At 73.4% G+C, this 14,375-nt stretch carries 14 protein-coding genes; 10 read left to right on the top strand and 4 right to left on the bottom strand.

Translation table 11 applies throughout. The features are described 5' to 3' along the window. The first annotated feature begins 76 nt into the window (after positions 1 to 76). From ACZ6NC_RS27625 to ACZ6NC_RS27615, 3 genes are read left to right on the top strand one after another with little or no spacing between them, the layout of a single operon-like run. Complete coding sequence (locus ACZ6NC_RS27625) at positions 77 to 373, top strand: SHOCT domain-containing protein (protein ID WP_465736466.1); 297 nt, start codon at positions 77 to 79, stop codon at positions 371 to 373. After that, the gene (locus ACZ6NC_RS27620) at positions 370 to 1,125 is read left to right on the top strand and encodes an ABC transporter ATP-binding protein (RefSeq protein ID WP_465736465.1); all 756 of its coding nucleotides are present in this window, start codon (positions 370 to 372) and stop codon (positions 1,123 to 1,125) included. Before ACZ6NC_RS27625 ends, ACZ6NC_RS27620 begins: the two co-directional genes overlap by 4 nt. Then, positions 1,122 to 3,701, top strand: coding sequence for an ABC transporter permease (locus ACZ6NC_RS27615; protein ID WP_465736464.1), 2,580 nt, complete (start codon positions 1,122 to 1,124; stop codon positions 3,699 to 3,701). The genes ACZ6NC_RS27620 and ACZ6NC_RS27615 overlap by 4 nt, the downstream gene beginning before the upstream one ends. Before the next feature lie 160 nt (positions 3,702 to 3,861). Here ACZ6NC_RS27615 and ACZ6NC_RS27610 read toward each other — a convergent pair whose 3' ends face one another. From ACZ6NC_RS27610 to ACZ6NC_RS27600, 3 genes are all read right to left on the bottom strand, one after another. Continuing rightward, positions 3,862 to 4,770 carry a metallophosphoesterase family protein gene (locus ACZ6NC_RS27610; RefSeq protein ID WP_465736463.1) on the bottom strand — a complete coding sequence of 303 codons (909 nt, stop codon included), beginning with the start codon at positions 4,768 to 4,770 and terminating at the stop codon, positions 3,862 to 3,864. Between the two features lie 145 nt (positions 4,771 to 4,915). After that, positions 4,916 to 5,245 carry a DUF4190 domain-containing protein gene (locus tag ACZ6NC_RS27605; RefSeq protein WP_465736462.1) on the bottom strand — a complete coding sequence of 110 codons (330 nt, stop codon included), beginning with the start codon at positions 5,243 to 5,245 and terminating at the stop codon, positions 4,916 to 4,918. Positions 5,246 to 5,318: 73 nt separating this feature from the next. Then, complete coding sequence (locus tag ACZ6NC_RS27600) at positions 5,319 to 5,474, bottom strand: hypothetical protein (RefSeq protein WP_465736461.1); 156 nt, start codon at positions 5,472 to 5,474, stop codon at positions 5,319 to 5,321. A gap of 154 nt (positions 5,475 to 5,628) precedes the next feature. Between ACZ6NC_RS27600 and ACZ6NC_RS27595 the strand changes: the two genes are divergently transcribed. The 6 genes from ACZ6NC_RS27595 to ACZ6NC_RS27570 all read left to right on the top strand — a co-directional run bounded on the left by ACZ6NC_RS27595 (position 5,629) and on the right by ACZ6NC_RS27570 (position 12,288). Beyond that, positions 5,629 to 6,258 carry a TetR family transcriptional regulator gene (locus tag ACZ6NC_RS27595; protein ID WP_465736460.1) on the top strand — a complete coding sequence of 210 codons (630 nt, stop codon included), beginning with the start codon at positions 5,629 to 5,631 and terminating at the stop codon, positions 6,256 to 6,258. Positions 6,259 to 6,375: 117 nt separating this feature from the next. Continuing rightward, positions 6,376 to 7,317: a S1 family peptidase gene (locus ACZ6NC_RS27590; protein WP_465736459.1), complete on the top strand. Its 942-nt coding sequence runs from the start codon at positions 6,376 to 6,378 to the stop codon at positions 7,315 to 7,317. 139 nt (positions 7,318 to 7,456) lie between these two features. Beyond that, positions 7,457 to 8,935 (top strand): S28 family serine protease, encoded by a 1,479-nt coding sequence (locus tag ACZ6NC_RS27585; protein ID WP_465736458.1) that lies wholly within the window; start codon positions 7,457 to 7,459, stop codon positions 8,933 to 8,935. A 221-nt stretch (positions 8,936 to 9,156) separates the two neighbouring features. Next, positions 9,157 to 9,786 (top strand): TetR/AcrR family transcriptional regulator, encoded by a 630-nt coding sequence (locus ACZ6NC_RS27580; RefSeq protein WP_465736457.1) that lies wholly within the window; start codon positions 9,157 to 9,159, stop codon positions 9,784 to 9,786. Further along, positions 9,770 to 11,404 carry an acyl-CoA dehydrogenase family protein gene (locus ACZ6NC_RS27575; RefSeq protein WP_465736456.1) on the top strand — a complete coding sequence of 545 codons (1,635 nt, stop codon included), beginning with the start codon at positions 9,770 to 9,772 and terminating at the stop codon, positions 11,402 to 11,404. The genes ACZ6NC_RS27580 and ACZ6NC_RS27575 overlap by 17 nt, the downstream gene beginning before the upstream one ends. Then, positions 11,401 to 12,288, top strand: a complete 888-nt coding sequence (locus ACZ6NC_RS27570; RefSeq protein ID WP_465736455.1) for an amidohydrolase family protein — start codon at positions 11,401 to 11,403, stop codon at positions 12,286 to 12,288. The genes ACZ6NC_RS27575 and ACZ6NC_RS27570 overlap by 4 nt, the downstream gene beginning before the upstream one ends. A gap of 52 nt (positions 12,289 to 12,340) precedes the next feature. Here the strand turns inward: ACZ6NC_RS27570 and ACZ6NC_RS27565 are convergent, their stop codons facing one another. Next, the gene (locus ACZ6NC_RS27565; protein WP_465736454.1) at positions 12,341 to 13,153 is read right to left on the bottom strand and encodes an inositol monophosphatase family protein; all 813 of its coding nucleotides are present in this window, start codon (positions 13,151 to 13,153) and stop codon (positions 12,341 to 12,343) included. 126 nt (positions 13,154 to 13,279) lie between these two features. Between ACZ6NC_RS27565 and ACZ6NC_RS27560 the strand changes: the two genes are divergently transcribed. Then, a complete protein-coding gene (locus tag ACZ6NC_RS27560) occupies positions 13,280 to 14,287 on the top strand; it encodes an Lrp/AsnC family transcriptional regulator (RefSeq protein WP_465736453.1) in 1,008 nt (335 codons plus the stop codon). Positions 14,288 to 14,375: the final 88 nt, after the last annotated feature.

Raw genomic sequence — 14,375 nt, 5'->3', positions numbered from 1 at the left:
CTCCGGCGGGACGCTCAAGTCACTTCGGGAACCGTCCCGAGGTCCTTGAAGCCCACCGCCGAGGAGATGAACCACCATGTACACGCTGCTGGCCGACCACGACGGGCACTGGCCGGGCCCCTGGATCCTGCTGATCCCGCTGGCCTGGGCCGCCGTGGTGTTCCTCGTGATCGTCCTCCTGCGCCGGACGGTCTGGCGCCGGGGCTGCGGAGCCGGTCCGGACCACCCGCTGGCCGTGCTGGGCCGCCGCTACGCCGAGGGCGACATCGACGCCGAGGAGTACCGCGCCAAGCGGGCCGTGCTGACCGAGACGCGCCGCGGGCAGGGCGCCGGGCAGGGCGGCGCGCAGTACCGAGGGGGTGCCGGGAAGTGACCACCCTCGACGTCGTACGCGGCACCGCCGCGCGGGTCGCCGACGCCGTCAAGATCTATGGCGTCGGCGGTACCGAGGTCCGGGCGCTCGACCACGTCACGGTCGAGTTCCCGGCCGGGCGGTTCACCGCGATCATGGGCCCCTCCGGCTCGGGCAAGTCCACCCTGATGCACTGCGCGGCGGGGCTGGACACCCTCACCGCCGGCAGCGCCTACATCGGTGACACCGAGCTGGGCTCGCTCGGCGACCGGCGCCTCACCCTGCTGCGCCGGGAGCGGATCGGCTTCGTCTTCCAGGCGTTCAACCTGGTGCCCACGCTCACCGTCCGGGAGAACATCACCCTCCCGCTGGACCTGGCCGGCGCCGCGCCCGACCAGGCCTGGCTGGACGCGCTGATCGACGTCGTCGGCCTCGGCGACCGCTTGCACCACCGCCCGAGCGAGCTCTCCGGCGGCCAGCAGCAGCGCGTCGCGGTGGCCCGGGCGCTCGCCGGGCGGCCGCAGGTGGTCTTCGCCGACGAGCCGACCGGGAACCTCGACTCCCGCACCGGCGGTGAGGTGCTCGGGCTGCTGCGCCGCGCCGTGAACGAGATGGGGCAGGCGGTCGTCATGGTCACCCACGACCCGATGGCCGCGGGGCACGCCGACGAGGCGTTGTTCCTCGCCGACGGCCGTCTGGTCGACCGGATGGAGCGGCCCACCGCAGGCGGGGTGCTGGACCGGATGAAGGCCTTCGAACGGGGGCGGTCATGACCTCCACGACGGCCGCCGTCCGGCTCAGCCTGCGCTCGCTGGGCGCACACAAACGGCGCCTGGTCGGCACCTTCCTGTCGATCCTGCTCGGGGTGAGCTTCCTGACCGGCACGATGGTGCTCGGCGACACCCTGCGGGCCAACTTCGACACCCTGTTCGCCGACGCCAACGCCGGAACCGACGTGGTGGTCCGCAGTGCCGACGTCCTGGATTCCCCGGGTACGCCCGGCGGCGTCCGGGCACCCGTCGACACGGCGCTGGTCGACCGGCTGCGCGCCGTCCCCGGGGTGGCCGCCGCCGAGGCGTCCGTTCAGGGCGCGGGCCAGCTGGTCGGCAGCGACGGCAGGCCGATCGGCGGCCAGGGACCGCCGACCCTGGCGGGCAACTGGCTCGGTGACAGCCGGCTCAACCCGTACAAACTGGCGGAGGGCCGTGTGCCCGCCGCGCCCGGTGAGGCCGTGATCAACCGCGGTGCGGCGAAGACCGGCGGGCTGCACCTCGGCTCCATCACCGTGCTGCGCACCCCCGACCCGGTGACGGTCACCATCGTCGGTATCGCGACCTTCGGGGACAGCGCCGACGGGATGGGGCCGAGCACCTTCACCGCCCTGACCTTCGGGGACGCCGAGCGCTACCTCACGCCGAAGGGCGCCGGCCAGGCCGGCTCGATCCAGCTCCGGGCCGCGGGCGGGCTGTCGCAGCGTGAGCTGGTGGCCCGGATCACCCCGCAGCTGCCGGGCGGGGTGGAGGCGGTCACCGGGGCGGCGGCCACGCAGGAGAGCACCGCGATGGTGTCGGGGCGGTTCCTGACCATGTTCACCACGCTGCTGCTGGTCTTCGCCGGGATCGCGCTGCTGGTCGCGACCTTCACCATCCACAACACCTTCGCCATCGTGGTCGCCCAGCGGACGAGGGAGAACGCCCTGCTGCGGGCGCTCGGCGCGGTGCGTGGCCAGGTGCTCGGGGCGACGCTGGCGGAGGCGCTGGCCGTCGGTGCGCTGGCCTCGCTCGGCGGGCTGGTCGGCGGGATCGGGGTGGCAGCGGGGCTCAAGGCGCTGTTCTCGGTGCTCGGCTTCTCACTGCCGACCGGCGGCATGGTGATCAGCACGGCCGCGGTCGTCCTGCCGCTGCTGGTCGGCACGGTGGTGGCGGTGGGTTCGGCGCTGCTGCCGGCCGTCCGGGCCGGGCGCACCGCGCCGCTGGCGGCGTTGCGCGACACCGGGGTGGACCGGGCGGCCGAGGGGCGGTCCGGCAGGGTCCGGGTGGCACTCGGCGCGCTGCTGGTCGCGGCCGGCGTCCCGGCCGCGGCCGTCGGCGCGACCGACGGGCCGTCGGTGACGCTGACCGCCGTCGGGGCGCTGGCCGTCCTGGCCGGCGTCGTGGTGCTCGGCCCGGTCGCCGCGGCCTTCGCGGTCCGGACGCTGGGCGCGCCGCTGCCCCGGCTGCGCGGGGTCTCGGGCACCCTGGCCCGGCGCAACGCGGCCCGTAATCCGCGCCGGACGGCGGCCACGGCGAGCGCCCTGATGATCGGCGTCGCGGTGGTCACCCTGTTCACGGTGTTCGGCGCCTCCATCAAGGCCACCCTGGACGCCACGGTGAGCTCGTCCTTCGCCGGCGATCTCGCCGTCACCGCGCCCTCGTTCGGCGCGGGCGGCAGCGGGGTCAGCCCGAAGCTGGCCGACACCCTGGCCCAACTGCCCGAGGTCCGGCAGACGGTGGGCCTCGGCCGCGGCGTCGCGCGGATCGACGGCCACGGGCGGACGCTGGACGTCACCGATCCGGCACGGCTGGCCGGGATCGTCGATCTCGGGAGGGTCGACGGCACCCTCGACACCCTGGGCGCGGACGGCCTGGCGGTTTCGCGCAGCGAGGCCGAGCAGCACGGCTGGCGGCTGGGCCAGAGCGTCACCGTCGGCTTCACGGACGGCGCGAGCGGCCCGTTCACCATCCGCGCCCTGTACGAGGGCGGCGGGCTGGCCGGGGACTACCTGATAACCCGCCAGGCCTGGGCCCCGCACCGCGGCCAGGACGCCGACACCATGGTGGCCGTCGGCCTGAAGAGCGGGGTGGCGCTCGGCGCGGGCAAGGCCGCCGTCGAGAAGGCCGCGGCCCCGTTCGGGAACCCGAAGGTGCAGGACCGGGACGAGTACGCGGAGAGCGCCGCCGGAGGGGTCGACATGATGCTGTCGGTGGTCTACGCGCTGCTGGCGCTGGCGGTGCTGATCGCGCTGCTCGGAATCGCCAACACGCTGACGCTGGCCGTGCACGAGCGGACCAGGGAGCTGGGCTTGCTGCGAGCGGTCGGCCAGACCAGGGCGCAGCTGCGGGGCATGGTGCGCTGGGAGTCGGTGCTGGTGGCCGCCTTCGGCACGGTGGGCGGGCTCGGCCTCGGGGCCTTCCTCGGCTGGGCGCTGGTGCGCGCCTCGGACAGCGCGGGGACGGGCTCGTTCGCGATACCGCCGGGGCAGCTCGCGGTGGTGCTGGCGGCCGGGCTGCTGGCCGGCGCGGTGGCCGGCCTCCGTCCGGCAGGGCGGGCGGCGCGGCTGGACGTGCTCCGGGCGATCGCGACGGAGTGAGACGGAGTACGGAGAAAACGGAGAAAGGCGCAGCGGACCGGACGGAGTGGCGTCAACTCGTGGGCCTCAGCCGGTGGATCGCCGGCCCCGCCGGCCCCGCCGGCCCCGCAGGACCCGCAGGTCCCGCCGGCCCCGCAGGACCCGCAGGCCCCGCAGGACTTCACCCGTCCTGCGGGAACACCTGCCGCAGCAGCGGGTCCGGCAGTCCGCGGCGGTGCCACTCGCGCGGGTAGCCGAGCGAGACCTCCTCGAACCGGACACCGTCGTAGTTGGTCACCCGGGGGATGTGCAGATGGCCGTAGATCATCGCGGCGGTGTTGAAGCGGCGGTGCCAGTCGGCCGTCAGCTCGGTGCCGCACCACTGGGCGAACTCCGGGTACCAGAGGACCTCGGTGGGGTGACGGACCAGCGGATAGTGGTTGACCAGGACCAGCGGCAGGTCCGGGTCGTGGGCCGCGAGCCGCTCCTCGGTGATCCGGACACGTTCGCGGCACCAGGAGTCGAGGTCGGGGAACGGGTCCGGGTGGAGCATCCGCTCGTCCGCGCAGACCACGCCGCTGCTGTAGGCGGCGGCCAGGGACTCCTCCTTAGTGGTCGTCCCCGGCGCACGGAAGGAGTAGTCGTACAGCAGGAACAGCGGTGCGACGGCGACCGGTCCGCCGGCGCCCTCCCAGACCGGGTACGGGTCCTCGGGGGTCACGACACCGAGGCGGCGGCAGAGTTCCACCAGGTGCTCGTAGCGGGCGACGCCGCGCAGTTGTACCGGGTCGTCGGGGTGGGTCCACAGCTCGTGGTTGCCGGGGGCCCAGATCACGCGGGCGAAGCGTTCGGCGAGCAGGCCCAGGCTCCACTCGATGGAGGTGGTGAGTTCGGCAATGTCACCGGCGACGATCAGCCAGTCGTCGGGGGAGTCGGGTTCCAGCTTCTCCACCAGGTCCCGGTTCTCCTGGTACGAGACGTGGAGGTCGCTCACGGCGAGCAGTCGGCCTGCCCGTCCGGGGCCTCCGGACCCTCCCGTCCGTCCCGACTGCGCGTCACTCTGGTACTCGGTCGTCACTCCAGCCCCCATACGGTCACCCGGCCGATAGCGCCACAGTACGGGGACGGACGGGCGTAGCGCCGCAGATTGGCTGGATCAGTCGTTCGAGTGGCCCGGTTCCGGCCCTGGCCCGGGCGGTTCGCGGGGTGCCCGGCCCCGGTGCCGGAGATGCCGTTCAGGTGCCGATCTGCCAGAGCACGCCGTGGTCGGCGGCGGTGGTGACGACGAGGACGGCCAGGGCGGCGACGCCGAGCACCAGGCCCAGGACGGCGCGCCCGCGGCGGCGGGTGCCCCGAACGAGGGCGAGCGTGGCCAGGATGATGGCGAGCGGCCCGAGGACGATGTTGAAGAGCAGCAGGCCGGGCAGGCCGAGCAGGAAGGAGGCGACAGCCAGGTTGTCGGCCTCGGCGGTGGCGTGACGGCGCGTCGCGCCCGGGACGGTGCGCGGCGTGCTGCTCGTGGTGCTGGTGCTGGTGGCGGTGGCGGTGTGCGTAGCGGTGCTCATGATGGCGGCGAGTCCTTCCGAGGAGGCGCGGGGGCCGGAGGGTGAGAAGGCCGAAGAGCGGGGGTGTGCCGGCTCAGCGCTGCCGCAGGCGGGCGATGCCCTCACGGGCGCCGAACGCGAGCAGCCAGGCAGCGATGGCGGCGGAGGCGGTGAGGAAGACCGGGAGCGTGGTGTGGGCGGCGGCGCCGACGAGGACGCCCAGGGCGACCAGGGCGGTGAGCAGGATCATGGCGGGCCCTTCCGGTAGCAGGCGGTGCGGATGAACGGTGCGAACAGGTGCTGGTGCCACTCGGCGAAACTTTGGGTTTACAAGTGTTCGCTGAATCCTCGGCCACTCTACGCCCGGCTGGCCAATTTCGGCAAACACTTGTTTACTGAATGACGTGAGTCACACCGTGGGGGCCAGACAGGCCCAGAAGCAGCAGAGTCGGCGCGCATTGCTGGATGCGGGGCTGGGCCTGCTGGCCGACCAGAACCTGGCGAGCCTCGGCGTGCGGGAGGTCACCCGCGCTGCCGGGCTCTCGCCGGCCGCGTTCTACCGTCACTTCCCGGACCTCGCCGCGCTCGGCGTGGCGCTGGTCGAGGAGTCGCTCGCCAGCCTCCATGTGATGGTCCGCTCGGTACTCGCCGGGGCGGGCGGGGCCGAGGAGCTGATCGACCGGACGGTGGACGTCATCGAGCAGCACGTCCGCGAACACCGTGCGCATGTGCGTTTCCTTTCGCGCGAGCGGCACGGTGGCGTGCGGCAGGTGCGGGAGGCGATCGACGCCGAGCTGGGGCGGTTCGCCGAGGAGGTGGGCGCGGCGCTCGCGCTCCAGCCGGTGTCGCAGGGCTGGAGCCGGGAGGACCTGCGGATGCTGGCCGAGTTGTATGTCGACCACATGGTCTCCACGGCTGCCGCCTTTCTGGAGGCCCAGGAGGCCGACCCGGCCCGCGAGCGGCGCATCGCCGCCACCGCCCGGCTCCAGCTGAGGCTGATCAGCCTCGGTCGTCGCCACTGGCAGGGCAGCTGAAGGAAGTTGACGTAGTCGGGGGCTGTGGCTGTCCGGCCTCTCCGTTGTGGGTGGACTCTTGACATCACGTCATGTCCGCGCCAGTTTTGGGTGCACCCCCACGACGAGAGGTCTCTCATGAAGAAGCCGCTCATAGGCATGCTCACCACGCTCCTGCTCGCCGGGGCCACCGCCCTCGCCGGAGCCCCCACCGCAATCGCAGCCCCCGCCGCGACCACCGCAGCCTCCACCGCGACCACAGCAGCCACCGCCGAAGGCGCCACCCTCGAAGGCGCCGCCGCCGAAGGCACTGCCGCCGAGAACGTCACCACGCAGGCGAAGGCCGCCGCCGTGAACTTCGCCGGCACGGTGGCGCTCAGCAACTGTTCCGGTTCGCTGGTCCGGCTCCCCGGCTCGGCCGCCACGGACCCGGCGCTCGTCCTCTCGAACGGTCACTGCCTGGAGAGCGGCTTCCCCGGTCCGGGTGAGGTCGTGGTCGACCAGGCGTCCAGCCGCACCTTCTCGCTGCTCAACTCCACCGGTGGCAAGGTCGCGACGCTGCGCGCGACCAAGGTGGTCTACGGGACCATGACCGACACCGATGTGTCGATCTACCAGCTGAACACCACCTACGCCTCGATCCAGTCGCGCTACGGGATCGCCCCGCTGACCATCGCGGCGAGCCACCCGGTGCAGGGCACCTCGATCAAGGTGGTCTCCGGGTACTGGAAGAAGATCTACTCCTGCTCGGTCGACGGCTTCGTCTACCGGCTGAAGGAGGGTTCCTGGACCTGGAAGGACTCGGTCCGCTACACCTCCAGCTGCAACACCATCGGCGGTACCTCCGGTTCGCCCGTGGTCGACGTCAACACCGGCCAGGTCGTCGCCGTGAACAACACCGGTAACGAGGACGGCCAGCGCTGCACCGACAACAACCCGTGCGAGGTGGACCAGAGCGGCGTGGTGACCGTCCGCAAGGGCATCAACTACGCCCAGGAGACCTACGGCATCCCGGCCTGCTTCGCGGCCGGCAACCGTCTCGACCTCACCCTGCCCGGCTGCACCCTGCCGCGCCCCTGACCAGCACGTCTTTCCCCGGTGGGCCATCCGCGATCGGCGGGTGGCCCACTCGGCCGTCTACCGGACGGCCGTCCGACCGGCAGCCGGCCGCCGGCTGCCGGAGAGTGTCGAACAGTTCCGTTGACCCGATGGAGAGTTGATGTCCACCAAGCTCAGAAGGCTGCTGGTCGCCGTTCTGCTGATACCCATGCTCGGCCTCGGCCTGGCGACGCCCGCGTTCGCGCAGGGGGAGCCCGGCAGCCCGGATGCCCGCGGCGCCGGGGCCTCGGTCGCCGACGACGCCTCGGCCGACATCAAGGACCGCCTGGCGGCGATCCCCGGGATGACCGTCACCGAGGAGAAGCCCACCGACGCCGACCACCGCTACCTCCTGCTCACCTACACCCAGCCGATCGACCACGTCCGGCCGTGGCTGGGCACCTTCCAGCAGCGGCTGAGCGTGCTGCACCGGGGTTACGACCGCCCGACGGTCTTCTACACCAACGGCTACACCCTGGGCACCAACCCGTCGCGCACGGAGCCGACCCGGCTGACCGACGGCAACCAGGTCTCCATCGAGTACCGCTACTTCACGCCGTCCCGCCCGGAGCCCGCCGACTGGACCAAGGCCGGCATCGAGCAGGCGGCCACCGACTCGCACCGGATCATCACCGCCCTCAAGCGGATCTACCACGGTGCGTGGCTCTCCACCGGGGCCAGCAAGGGCGGCATGTCCTCCACCTACCACCGCCGCTTCTTCCCGGAGGACGTGGACGGCACCGTCGCCTACGTCGCGCCGAACGACGTCGACAACCGCGAGGACTCCGCGTACACCGAGTTCTTCAAGAACGTCGGCACCCCGGAGTGCCGTGCCGCGCTGGACGCCGCGCAGCGTGAGCTGCTGGTCCGCCGTGACCGGCTGGAGGCCCGTTACGTGGCCGACAACGCCGCCGCCGGTTCGACCTTCACCACCACCGGCAGCGCCGACCGGGCGTACGAGGCCGGCGTGCTCGACGTGGTCTGGGCGTTCTGGCAGTACAGCTCCGAGGCGGACTGCGCCAGCGTCCCGCCGGGGGCCGCCGCCACCGACGACCAGCTGTACGCGTGGTTCGACGCCCAGTCCGGCATCACCGGCAACAGTGACCAGTCGCTCGCCAAGTACACCGCGTACTACTACCAGGCGGGCACCCAGCTGGGCTCGCCCACCTTCGAGGTCCCGCACCTCAAGGGTCTGCAGCACTACGACTTCAAGGAGCTGTACTCGCCGCGCACCTACGTGCCGAAGAGCATCCCGATGCGCTTCGACCCGTCCGCGATGCGCGACATCGACCGCTGGGTGAAGCACTCGGCCGAGCGGATCATCTTCGTCTACGGGCAGAACGACCCGTGGGGCGCCGAGCCGTTCCGGCTGGGCTGGGGCAGTGACGACAGCTACGTCTACACCGTGCCCGGCGGCAACCACGGCTCCAACATCGGCAAGCTGCCGGCGGCGGAGTCGACCGAGGCGACCGCGAAGGTGCTGGAGTGGGCCGGCCTGGCCGACCCGGCTGCGGCCCGCTCGCTCGCCCAGTCGCACCAGATCCCGCCGTTCGGTCCGCTGGACGAGGAGGGTCTGAAGCTGGAGCACCACCGCCTGTAGCGGCGGCCGGGCCACCACCGCCTGTAGCGGCGGCGGGGCCGTCACCGGCTACAAGCGGCCGGTCCGTCACCGCCTGTAGCGGCGGCCCGCACGATCCACGAGGGGCCACCCGCCCGGCATGCCGCCGGCGGGTGGCCCCTTCGCGCAGGTACGCGGCCGGCCGGGGAAACAGCGCCCCGCGCCCCCTCCCCGAAGCAGTGAATCGGTGCTTCAATACTTCCGTGGCCTACCGACGCACGCCCGCCGTACAAGCCCGCCTGGACGCCCAACGCGAGGCGGTGCTCCAGGCCGCGGTCCTGCTGCTCGCCGAGCGCGGCTACGGAGGCTGCTCGATGGCGGCCGTCGCGGACCGGGCCGGGATCGCCACCGGCAGCCTCTACCAGCACTTCGCCAACAAGGCCGAGTTGTCCGTCGAGCTGTTCCGCCGGGTGGTCACCCGCGAGATCGCCGCCGTCAACGAGGCCGTCGCCCGCCGCGAGACCCCGCAGCAGCGGATCGCCGTCGTCGTCGAGACCTTCGCCACCCGCGCCCTGCGCGCGCCGCGGCTCGCCTACGCGCTGCTGGTCGAACCGGCCGACGCCGTCGTGGACACCGAACGCCTGGTGTTCCGACGGGCGTTCCGCGACGTGATCGCCACCGAGATCGCCGCTGCCGTGGCGGCCGGCCGGCTGCCCGGGCAGGACCCGGAGCTGACGGCCGCCGGCATCGTCGGCGCGGTCGGCGAGGCCCTGGCCGGCCCGCTCGCCGAGGCCCACACACCCGCTACCGGGGACACCCCGCCCGAGGTGGTCCCCGCCCTGGTCTCCTTCACCCTGCGTGCCCTGGGAGGACGCGATGACAGCGACGCATGAGGTCACCAACCAGGTGCCCCTGCCGTACGGACACGACACCGCCGCCGACCCGGCCCTGCTCGCCGCCCTGCACCGGGCCGGCGCCGGCTGGGCCGAGCCGGAGCTGCACGAACTGGGCCGGCTGGCCGGCTCCGAACAGGCCGCAGAGTGGGGCCGGTTGGCCAACGAGAACCCGCCCGTGCTGCGCACCCACGACCGCTTCGGCCACCGGATCGACGAGGTCGAGTTCCACCCCGCCTGGCACGAGCTGATGCGCACCGCCGTCGGCCACGGCCTGCACGCCGCGCCCTGGCGTGACGACCGACCGGGCGCGCACGCCGCCCGCGCGGCCAAGTTCTTCGTCTGGGGCCAGGTCGAGGCCGGCCACACCTGCCCGGTCTCGATGACGTACGCCGCCGTGCCCGCCCTACGCGCCACCCCGGCCCTCGCGGCCGAGTTGGAGCCGCTGCTGGCCGCCACCGAGTACGACTTCGGTCTGCGCGAGCCGCACGGCAAGCGCGGGCTGATCGCCGGCATGTCGATGACCGAGAAGCAGGGCGGCTCGGACGTCCGCACCAACACCACCACCGCCACCCCGCACACGGACGGCACCTACCGGCTGACCGGGCACAAGTGGTTCACCTCGGCGCCGATGTCGGACCTCTTCCTGACGCTGGCCCAGGCGCCGGGCGGGCTCAGCTGCTTCATGCTGCCGCGCATCCTCCCGGACGGCAGCCGCAACCGCCTCCACCTCCAGCGGCTCAAGGACAAGCTGGGCAACAAGTCCAACGCGTCCGCCGAGATCGAGTACGACGGCGCGGTCGGCTGGCTGGTCGGCGAGGAGGGCCGGGGCGTCCCGACCATCATCGAGATGGTCAACATGACCCGCCTCGACTGCACCATCGGCGCCGCCTCCGGCATGCGCCTCGGCGCCACCAGGGCCGTCCACCACGCCGTCCACCGCCACGCGTTCGGCCGGGCGCTGGTCGACCAGCCGTTGATGCGCAACGTGCTCGCCGACCTGGTGGTGGAGTCCGAGGCGGCCACGATCGTCGCGATGCGGCTGGCCCAAGCCACTGACCGGGCCCTCGCCGGGGACGAGACCGAGACACTGGTACGACGCCTGGGGCTGGCCGTCACCAAGTACTGGGTCTGCAAGCGCGGTCCGGCGCACGCGGCCGAGGCGCTGGAGTGCCTGGGCGGCAACGGCTACGTCGAGGAGTCCGGCATGCCCCGGCTCTACCGGGAGGCGCCGCTGGTCTCGATCTGGGAGGGCTCCGGCAACGTCGCCGCCCTGGACGCGCTGCGCGCCATGGCCAAGCGGCCGGACACCGTCGAGGCCTTCCTCGGCGAGCTGGACGCGGCCGCCGGCGCGGACCGCCGGCTCGATGCCGCCGTCGCCGAACTCCGCAAGCAGCTCGCCGACCTGAGCGACATGGAGTTCCGGACGCGCCGGCTGGTCGAGTCGATGGCGCTGGCCTTCCAGGGCTCGCTGCTGGTCCGCCACGGCAACCCGGCAGTGGCGGATGCCTTCTGCGCCTCCCGCCTCGGCGGCGACCACGGCGCCGCCTTCGGCACCCTGCCCTCCGGCCTCGACGCCGGGGCGATCATCGACCGCGCCCGCCCGGTGCCCGCATGAGCGACGACGAGGCGGCGGACGTCCGCGCCTTCTGGCAGGGCCTCGGCCTGCCCGGCCTGATCGACGTGCACACCCACTTCATGCCGAAGAACGTCCTCGACAAGGTGTGGGCGTACTTCGACGCGGCCGGCCCGCTCATCAACCGCCCCTGGCCGATCACCTACCGCCAGGCCGAGGCCGAACGCGTCGAGCGGCTGAGGGAGTTCGGCGTCCGGGCGTTCACGTCCATGCTGTACCCGCACAAGCCCGGCATGGCCGCCTGGCTGAACGCCTGGGCCGCCGACTTCGCCGCCCGGACCCCGGACTGCCTGCACACCGCAACCTTCTTCGCCGAGCCCGAGGCGCCGTCCTACGTGGCGCGGGCGGTCGAGGACGGCGCCCGGGTGTTCAAGGCACACCTCCAGGTCGGCGGCTACGACCCGACGGACCGCCGGCTGGACGAGGTCTGGGGGCTGCTCGCGGAGACCGGCACCCCGGTGGTCGTCCACTGCGGATCCGGTCCGGTGGCGGGCAAGTTCACCGGCCCCGGCCCGATCGGGGAGGTGCTGGACCGACACCCGGGGCTGGTCCTGGTGGTCGCCCACCTCGGCATGTCCGAGTACCGCGACTTCCTCGACCTCGCCGAGAGGCACCCGTCCGTCCGGCTGGACACCACGATGGCGTTCACCGACTTCGTCGAGGCCGACGACCCGTTCCCCCGCACCGAACTGCCGCGCCTGCGCGCCCTCCGGGACCGCGTCCTGCTCGGCAGCGACTTCCCCAACATCCCGTACCGGTACGTGCACCAGCTGGAGGCGCTGGACCGGCTGGGCCTGGGGGAGGAGTGGCTGCGCGCGGTCTGCCACGACAACGCGGCCACGCTGTTCGGCCTGGCCGGCCGCTGACCCCGGTACGGCCACGCGGTTCAGCCTGCCCGGGCCGCTGACGCCAGCGCGGTCACCCGACCGAACGCAGCACCTTCAGCACGTCCCCGTGCAGCCCGGGCGCGGCGGCGAGGAAGCTGTCGGAGCCGGCCGTCCAGGCCGCCCCGGCGGCGTCCGTCACCGTCGCGCCAGCCTCGGCCGCGATCAGCGCGCCCGGCAGCAGGTTGCCCGCGTCCGCCCCGTACTCCCAGAACAGCGTCAACTGCCCGGAGCCGACCTGGGCGACCTGCAGCGAGGTCGGCCCGAGGTTGCGGACTGCCAGCACCGAGCCCAGCACCGCCGTCAGCGACTCGCCCGCGCGGCGCAGCGCCACCCGGTCCGAGGCCACCAGCGGCGGCTGGCTGGTCCCGGCGACGGCCACCGGCAGCTCGCGCTCCAGCGGGGCGACGGGCCGCCCGTCCAGCTCGGCGCCGCCGCCCCGCACCGCGCGGTACGTCCGCCCGCCGAGCTCCGGCGCGTGCACCACGGCCAGTACCGCGACGCCGTCCCGGACCAGGGTGGCGGTGACCGCCCACTGCTGCTGGCCGAGCAGGTACTGCACGGCGCCGTCGGTGGCGTCGCAGAGCCACCACTCGCCCTCGGCCGGCACCGCGCCCTCCAGTTCGTCCGTCACCCAGCCCGCCTGCGGCCGCAGTTCGCCCAGCCGGGCCCGCAGGTGGGCGGAGGCCGGGCCGTCCAGGTCGGCGAAGTGCGCCATCGCCTCCGCGACCGTCCGCCCGGGGGTCGGCTCGGCCGGGCGCACCGCCGTCAGCCGCGCGCCGACCTCCCGCACCGCCGCCTCGACCCCGGGCAGCAGCTCCCTCAGCTCCTGGACCTCGTCGTTCATCGCCGTTCTCCTGTCCTGTCCGCCGTGGGCCGGAAACCGGATCTTCCGGCCGTCCTGGCCAAGGAGTACCGTCGTTGTTGCCGAACAGGACGGTGAGGCGACCAGAACTGACGGAGATCGGACTTCATGGACCTCTCGACTGCTGATCCGGACACCGTGCTGGACACGTTGGACCGCCGTCTGGTCTGCGCCCTGCAGGTCGACGGCCGGGCCGAGACCGGCCGGATCGCCGAGGTGCTCGGTGTTTCCGCCCGGACCGTCACCCGCCGACTGGCCCGGATGCAGCAGGCCGGTCTGCTGCGCGTGGTCCGGATGCCCGATGTCGAGGACGCCGCCGTCGGCGCGTTGCTGCTACGGGTCCGGGTGCTGCGCGGCAAGGTCGACACCATCGCGCAGGCCCTGGCCGACCGCCCGGACGTACCGTTCGTCGACGTCATGCTCGGCGGCCAGGAGGTCGGCGCGGTGATGCTGAGCGACGCCGGCTCCCGGGACCGGCTGCTGTACGGGCAGCTGCCCGCCACCGCGGCGGTCACCGAGACCACCACGCACGCGGTGCTGCACGCCTTCTCCGACGCGGGGCAGTGGCAGGCCGGCTACCTGGACGAGGCCGAGGTGACCGCGCTGACCCCTGCGGCCCCGGCCCCGCCGCCCGCTGACGGCCCCCGGGAGAGGCCGCCGCTGGACGCGCTCGACCGGGCCCTGTTCGCCCGACTCTCCGCCGACGCCCGGCAGTCCCACGCCGCCCTGGCGGCGGCCGTCGGCGCGCCGGAATCGACCGTCCGCCGCCGGCTGCACCGGCTCACCGCCGCCGGTCTGCTCCGCACCCACGCCACCGTCGACCCACGGCTGCTCGGCATGGCGGTGGACGCCAACCTCTGGCTGGACGTCCCGCCGGGCCGGCTCGCCGAGGTCGGTACGGCGCTGGCCCGCCACCCCCGGGTGCACGGGGTCTTCGCCACCAGCGGCCCGGCCAACCTGATGGCCACCCTGTTCTGCGCGGACCACGGCGGCCTCTACCACTTCCTGACCGGGACGCTCGGCCCGCTCGGCGTCGACCGCGCCGAGACAGCCATCGTCGCCCGCGCGGTCAAACGGGCGGGCGTCCCGTTGCAGCGCCCGCGGCCACGGCCCTGACCCGGGTCGGCCCCCTGACCCAGCCCGGCCTGTGGCCCCGGCCCGGACCCGGCTCCTGACCTGGGCCATTACCTCGGAGGTAATCGAC

Source organism: Kitasatospora sp. NPDC041988 (genome assembly GCF_055588525.1).
This window is presented reverse-complemented; position numbering and strand designations above follow the sequence as displayed.

Coding starts and splice junctions, on each gene's coding strand:
- ACZ6NC_RS27625 (WP_465736466.1), top strand. CDS start 77: ATGTACACGCTGCTGGCCGACCACGACGGGCACTGGCCGGGCCCCTGG.
- ACZ6NC_RS27615 (WP_465736464.1), top strand. CDS start 1,122: ATGACCTCCACGACGGCCGCCGTCCGGCTCAGCCTGCGCTCGCTGGGC.
- ACZ6NC_RS27610 (WP_465736463.1), bottom strand. CDS start 4,770: ATGGGGGCTGGAGTGACGACCGAGTACCAGAGTGACGCGCAGTCGGGA.
- ACZ6NC_RS27605 (WP_465736462.1), bottom strand. CDS start 5,245: ATGAGCACCGCTACGCACACCGCCACCGCCACCAGCACCAGCACCACG.
- ACZ6NC_RS27600 (WP_465736461.1), bottom strand. CDS start 5,474: ATGATCCTGCTCACCGCCCTGGTCGCCCTGGGCGTCCTCGTCGGCGCC.
- ACZ6NC_RS27590 (WP_465736459.1), top strand. CDS start 6,376: ATGAAGAAGCCGCTCATAGGCATGCTCACCACGCTCCTGCTCGCCGGG.
- ACZ6NC_RS27585 (WP_465736458.1), top strand. CDS start 7,457: ATGTCCACCAAGCTCAGAAGGCTGCTGGTCGCCGTTCTGCTGATACCC.
- ACZ6NC_RS27575 (WP_465736456.1), top strand. CDS start 9,770: ATGACAGCGACGCATGAGGTCACCAACCAGGTGCCCCTGCCGTACGGA.
- ACZ6NC_RS27570 (WP_465736455.1), top strand. CDS start 11,401: ATGAGCGACGACGAGGCGGCGGACGTCCGCGCCTTCTGGCAGGGCCTC.
- ACZ6NC_RS27565 (WP_465736454.1), bottom strand. CDS start 13,153: ATGAACGACGAGGTCCAGGAGCTGAGGGAGCTGCTGCCCGGGGTCGAG.
- ACZ6NC_RS27560 (WP_465736453.1), top strand. CDS start 13,280: ATGGACCTCTCGACTGCTGATCCGGACACCGTGCTGGACACGTTGGAC.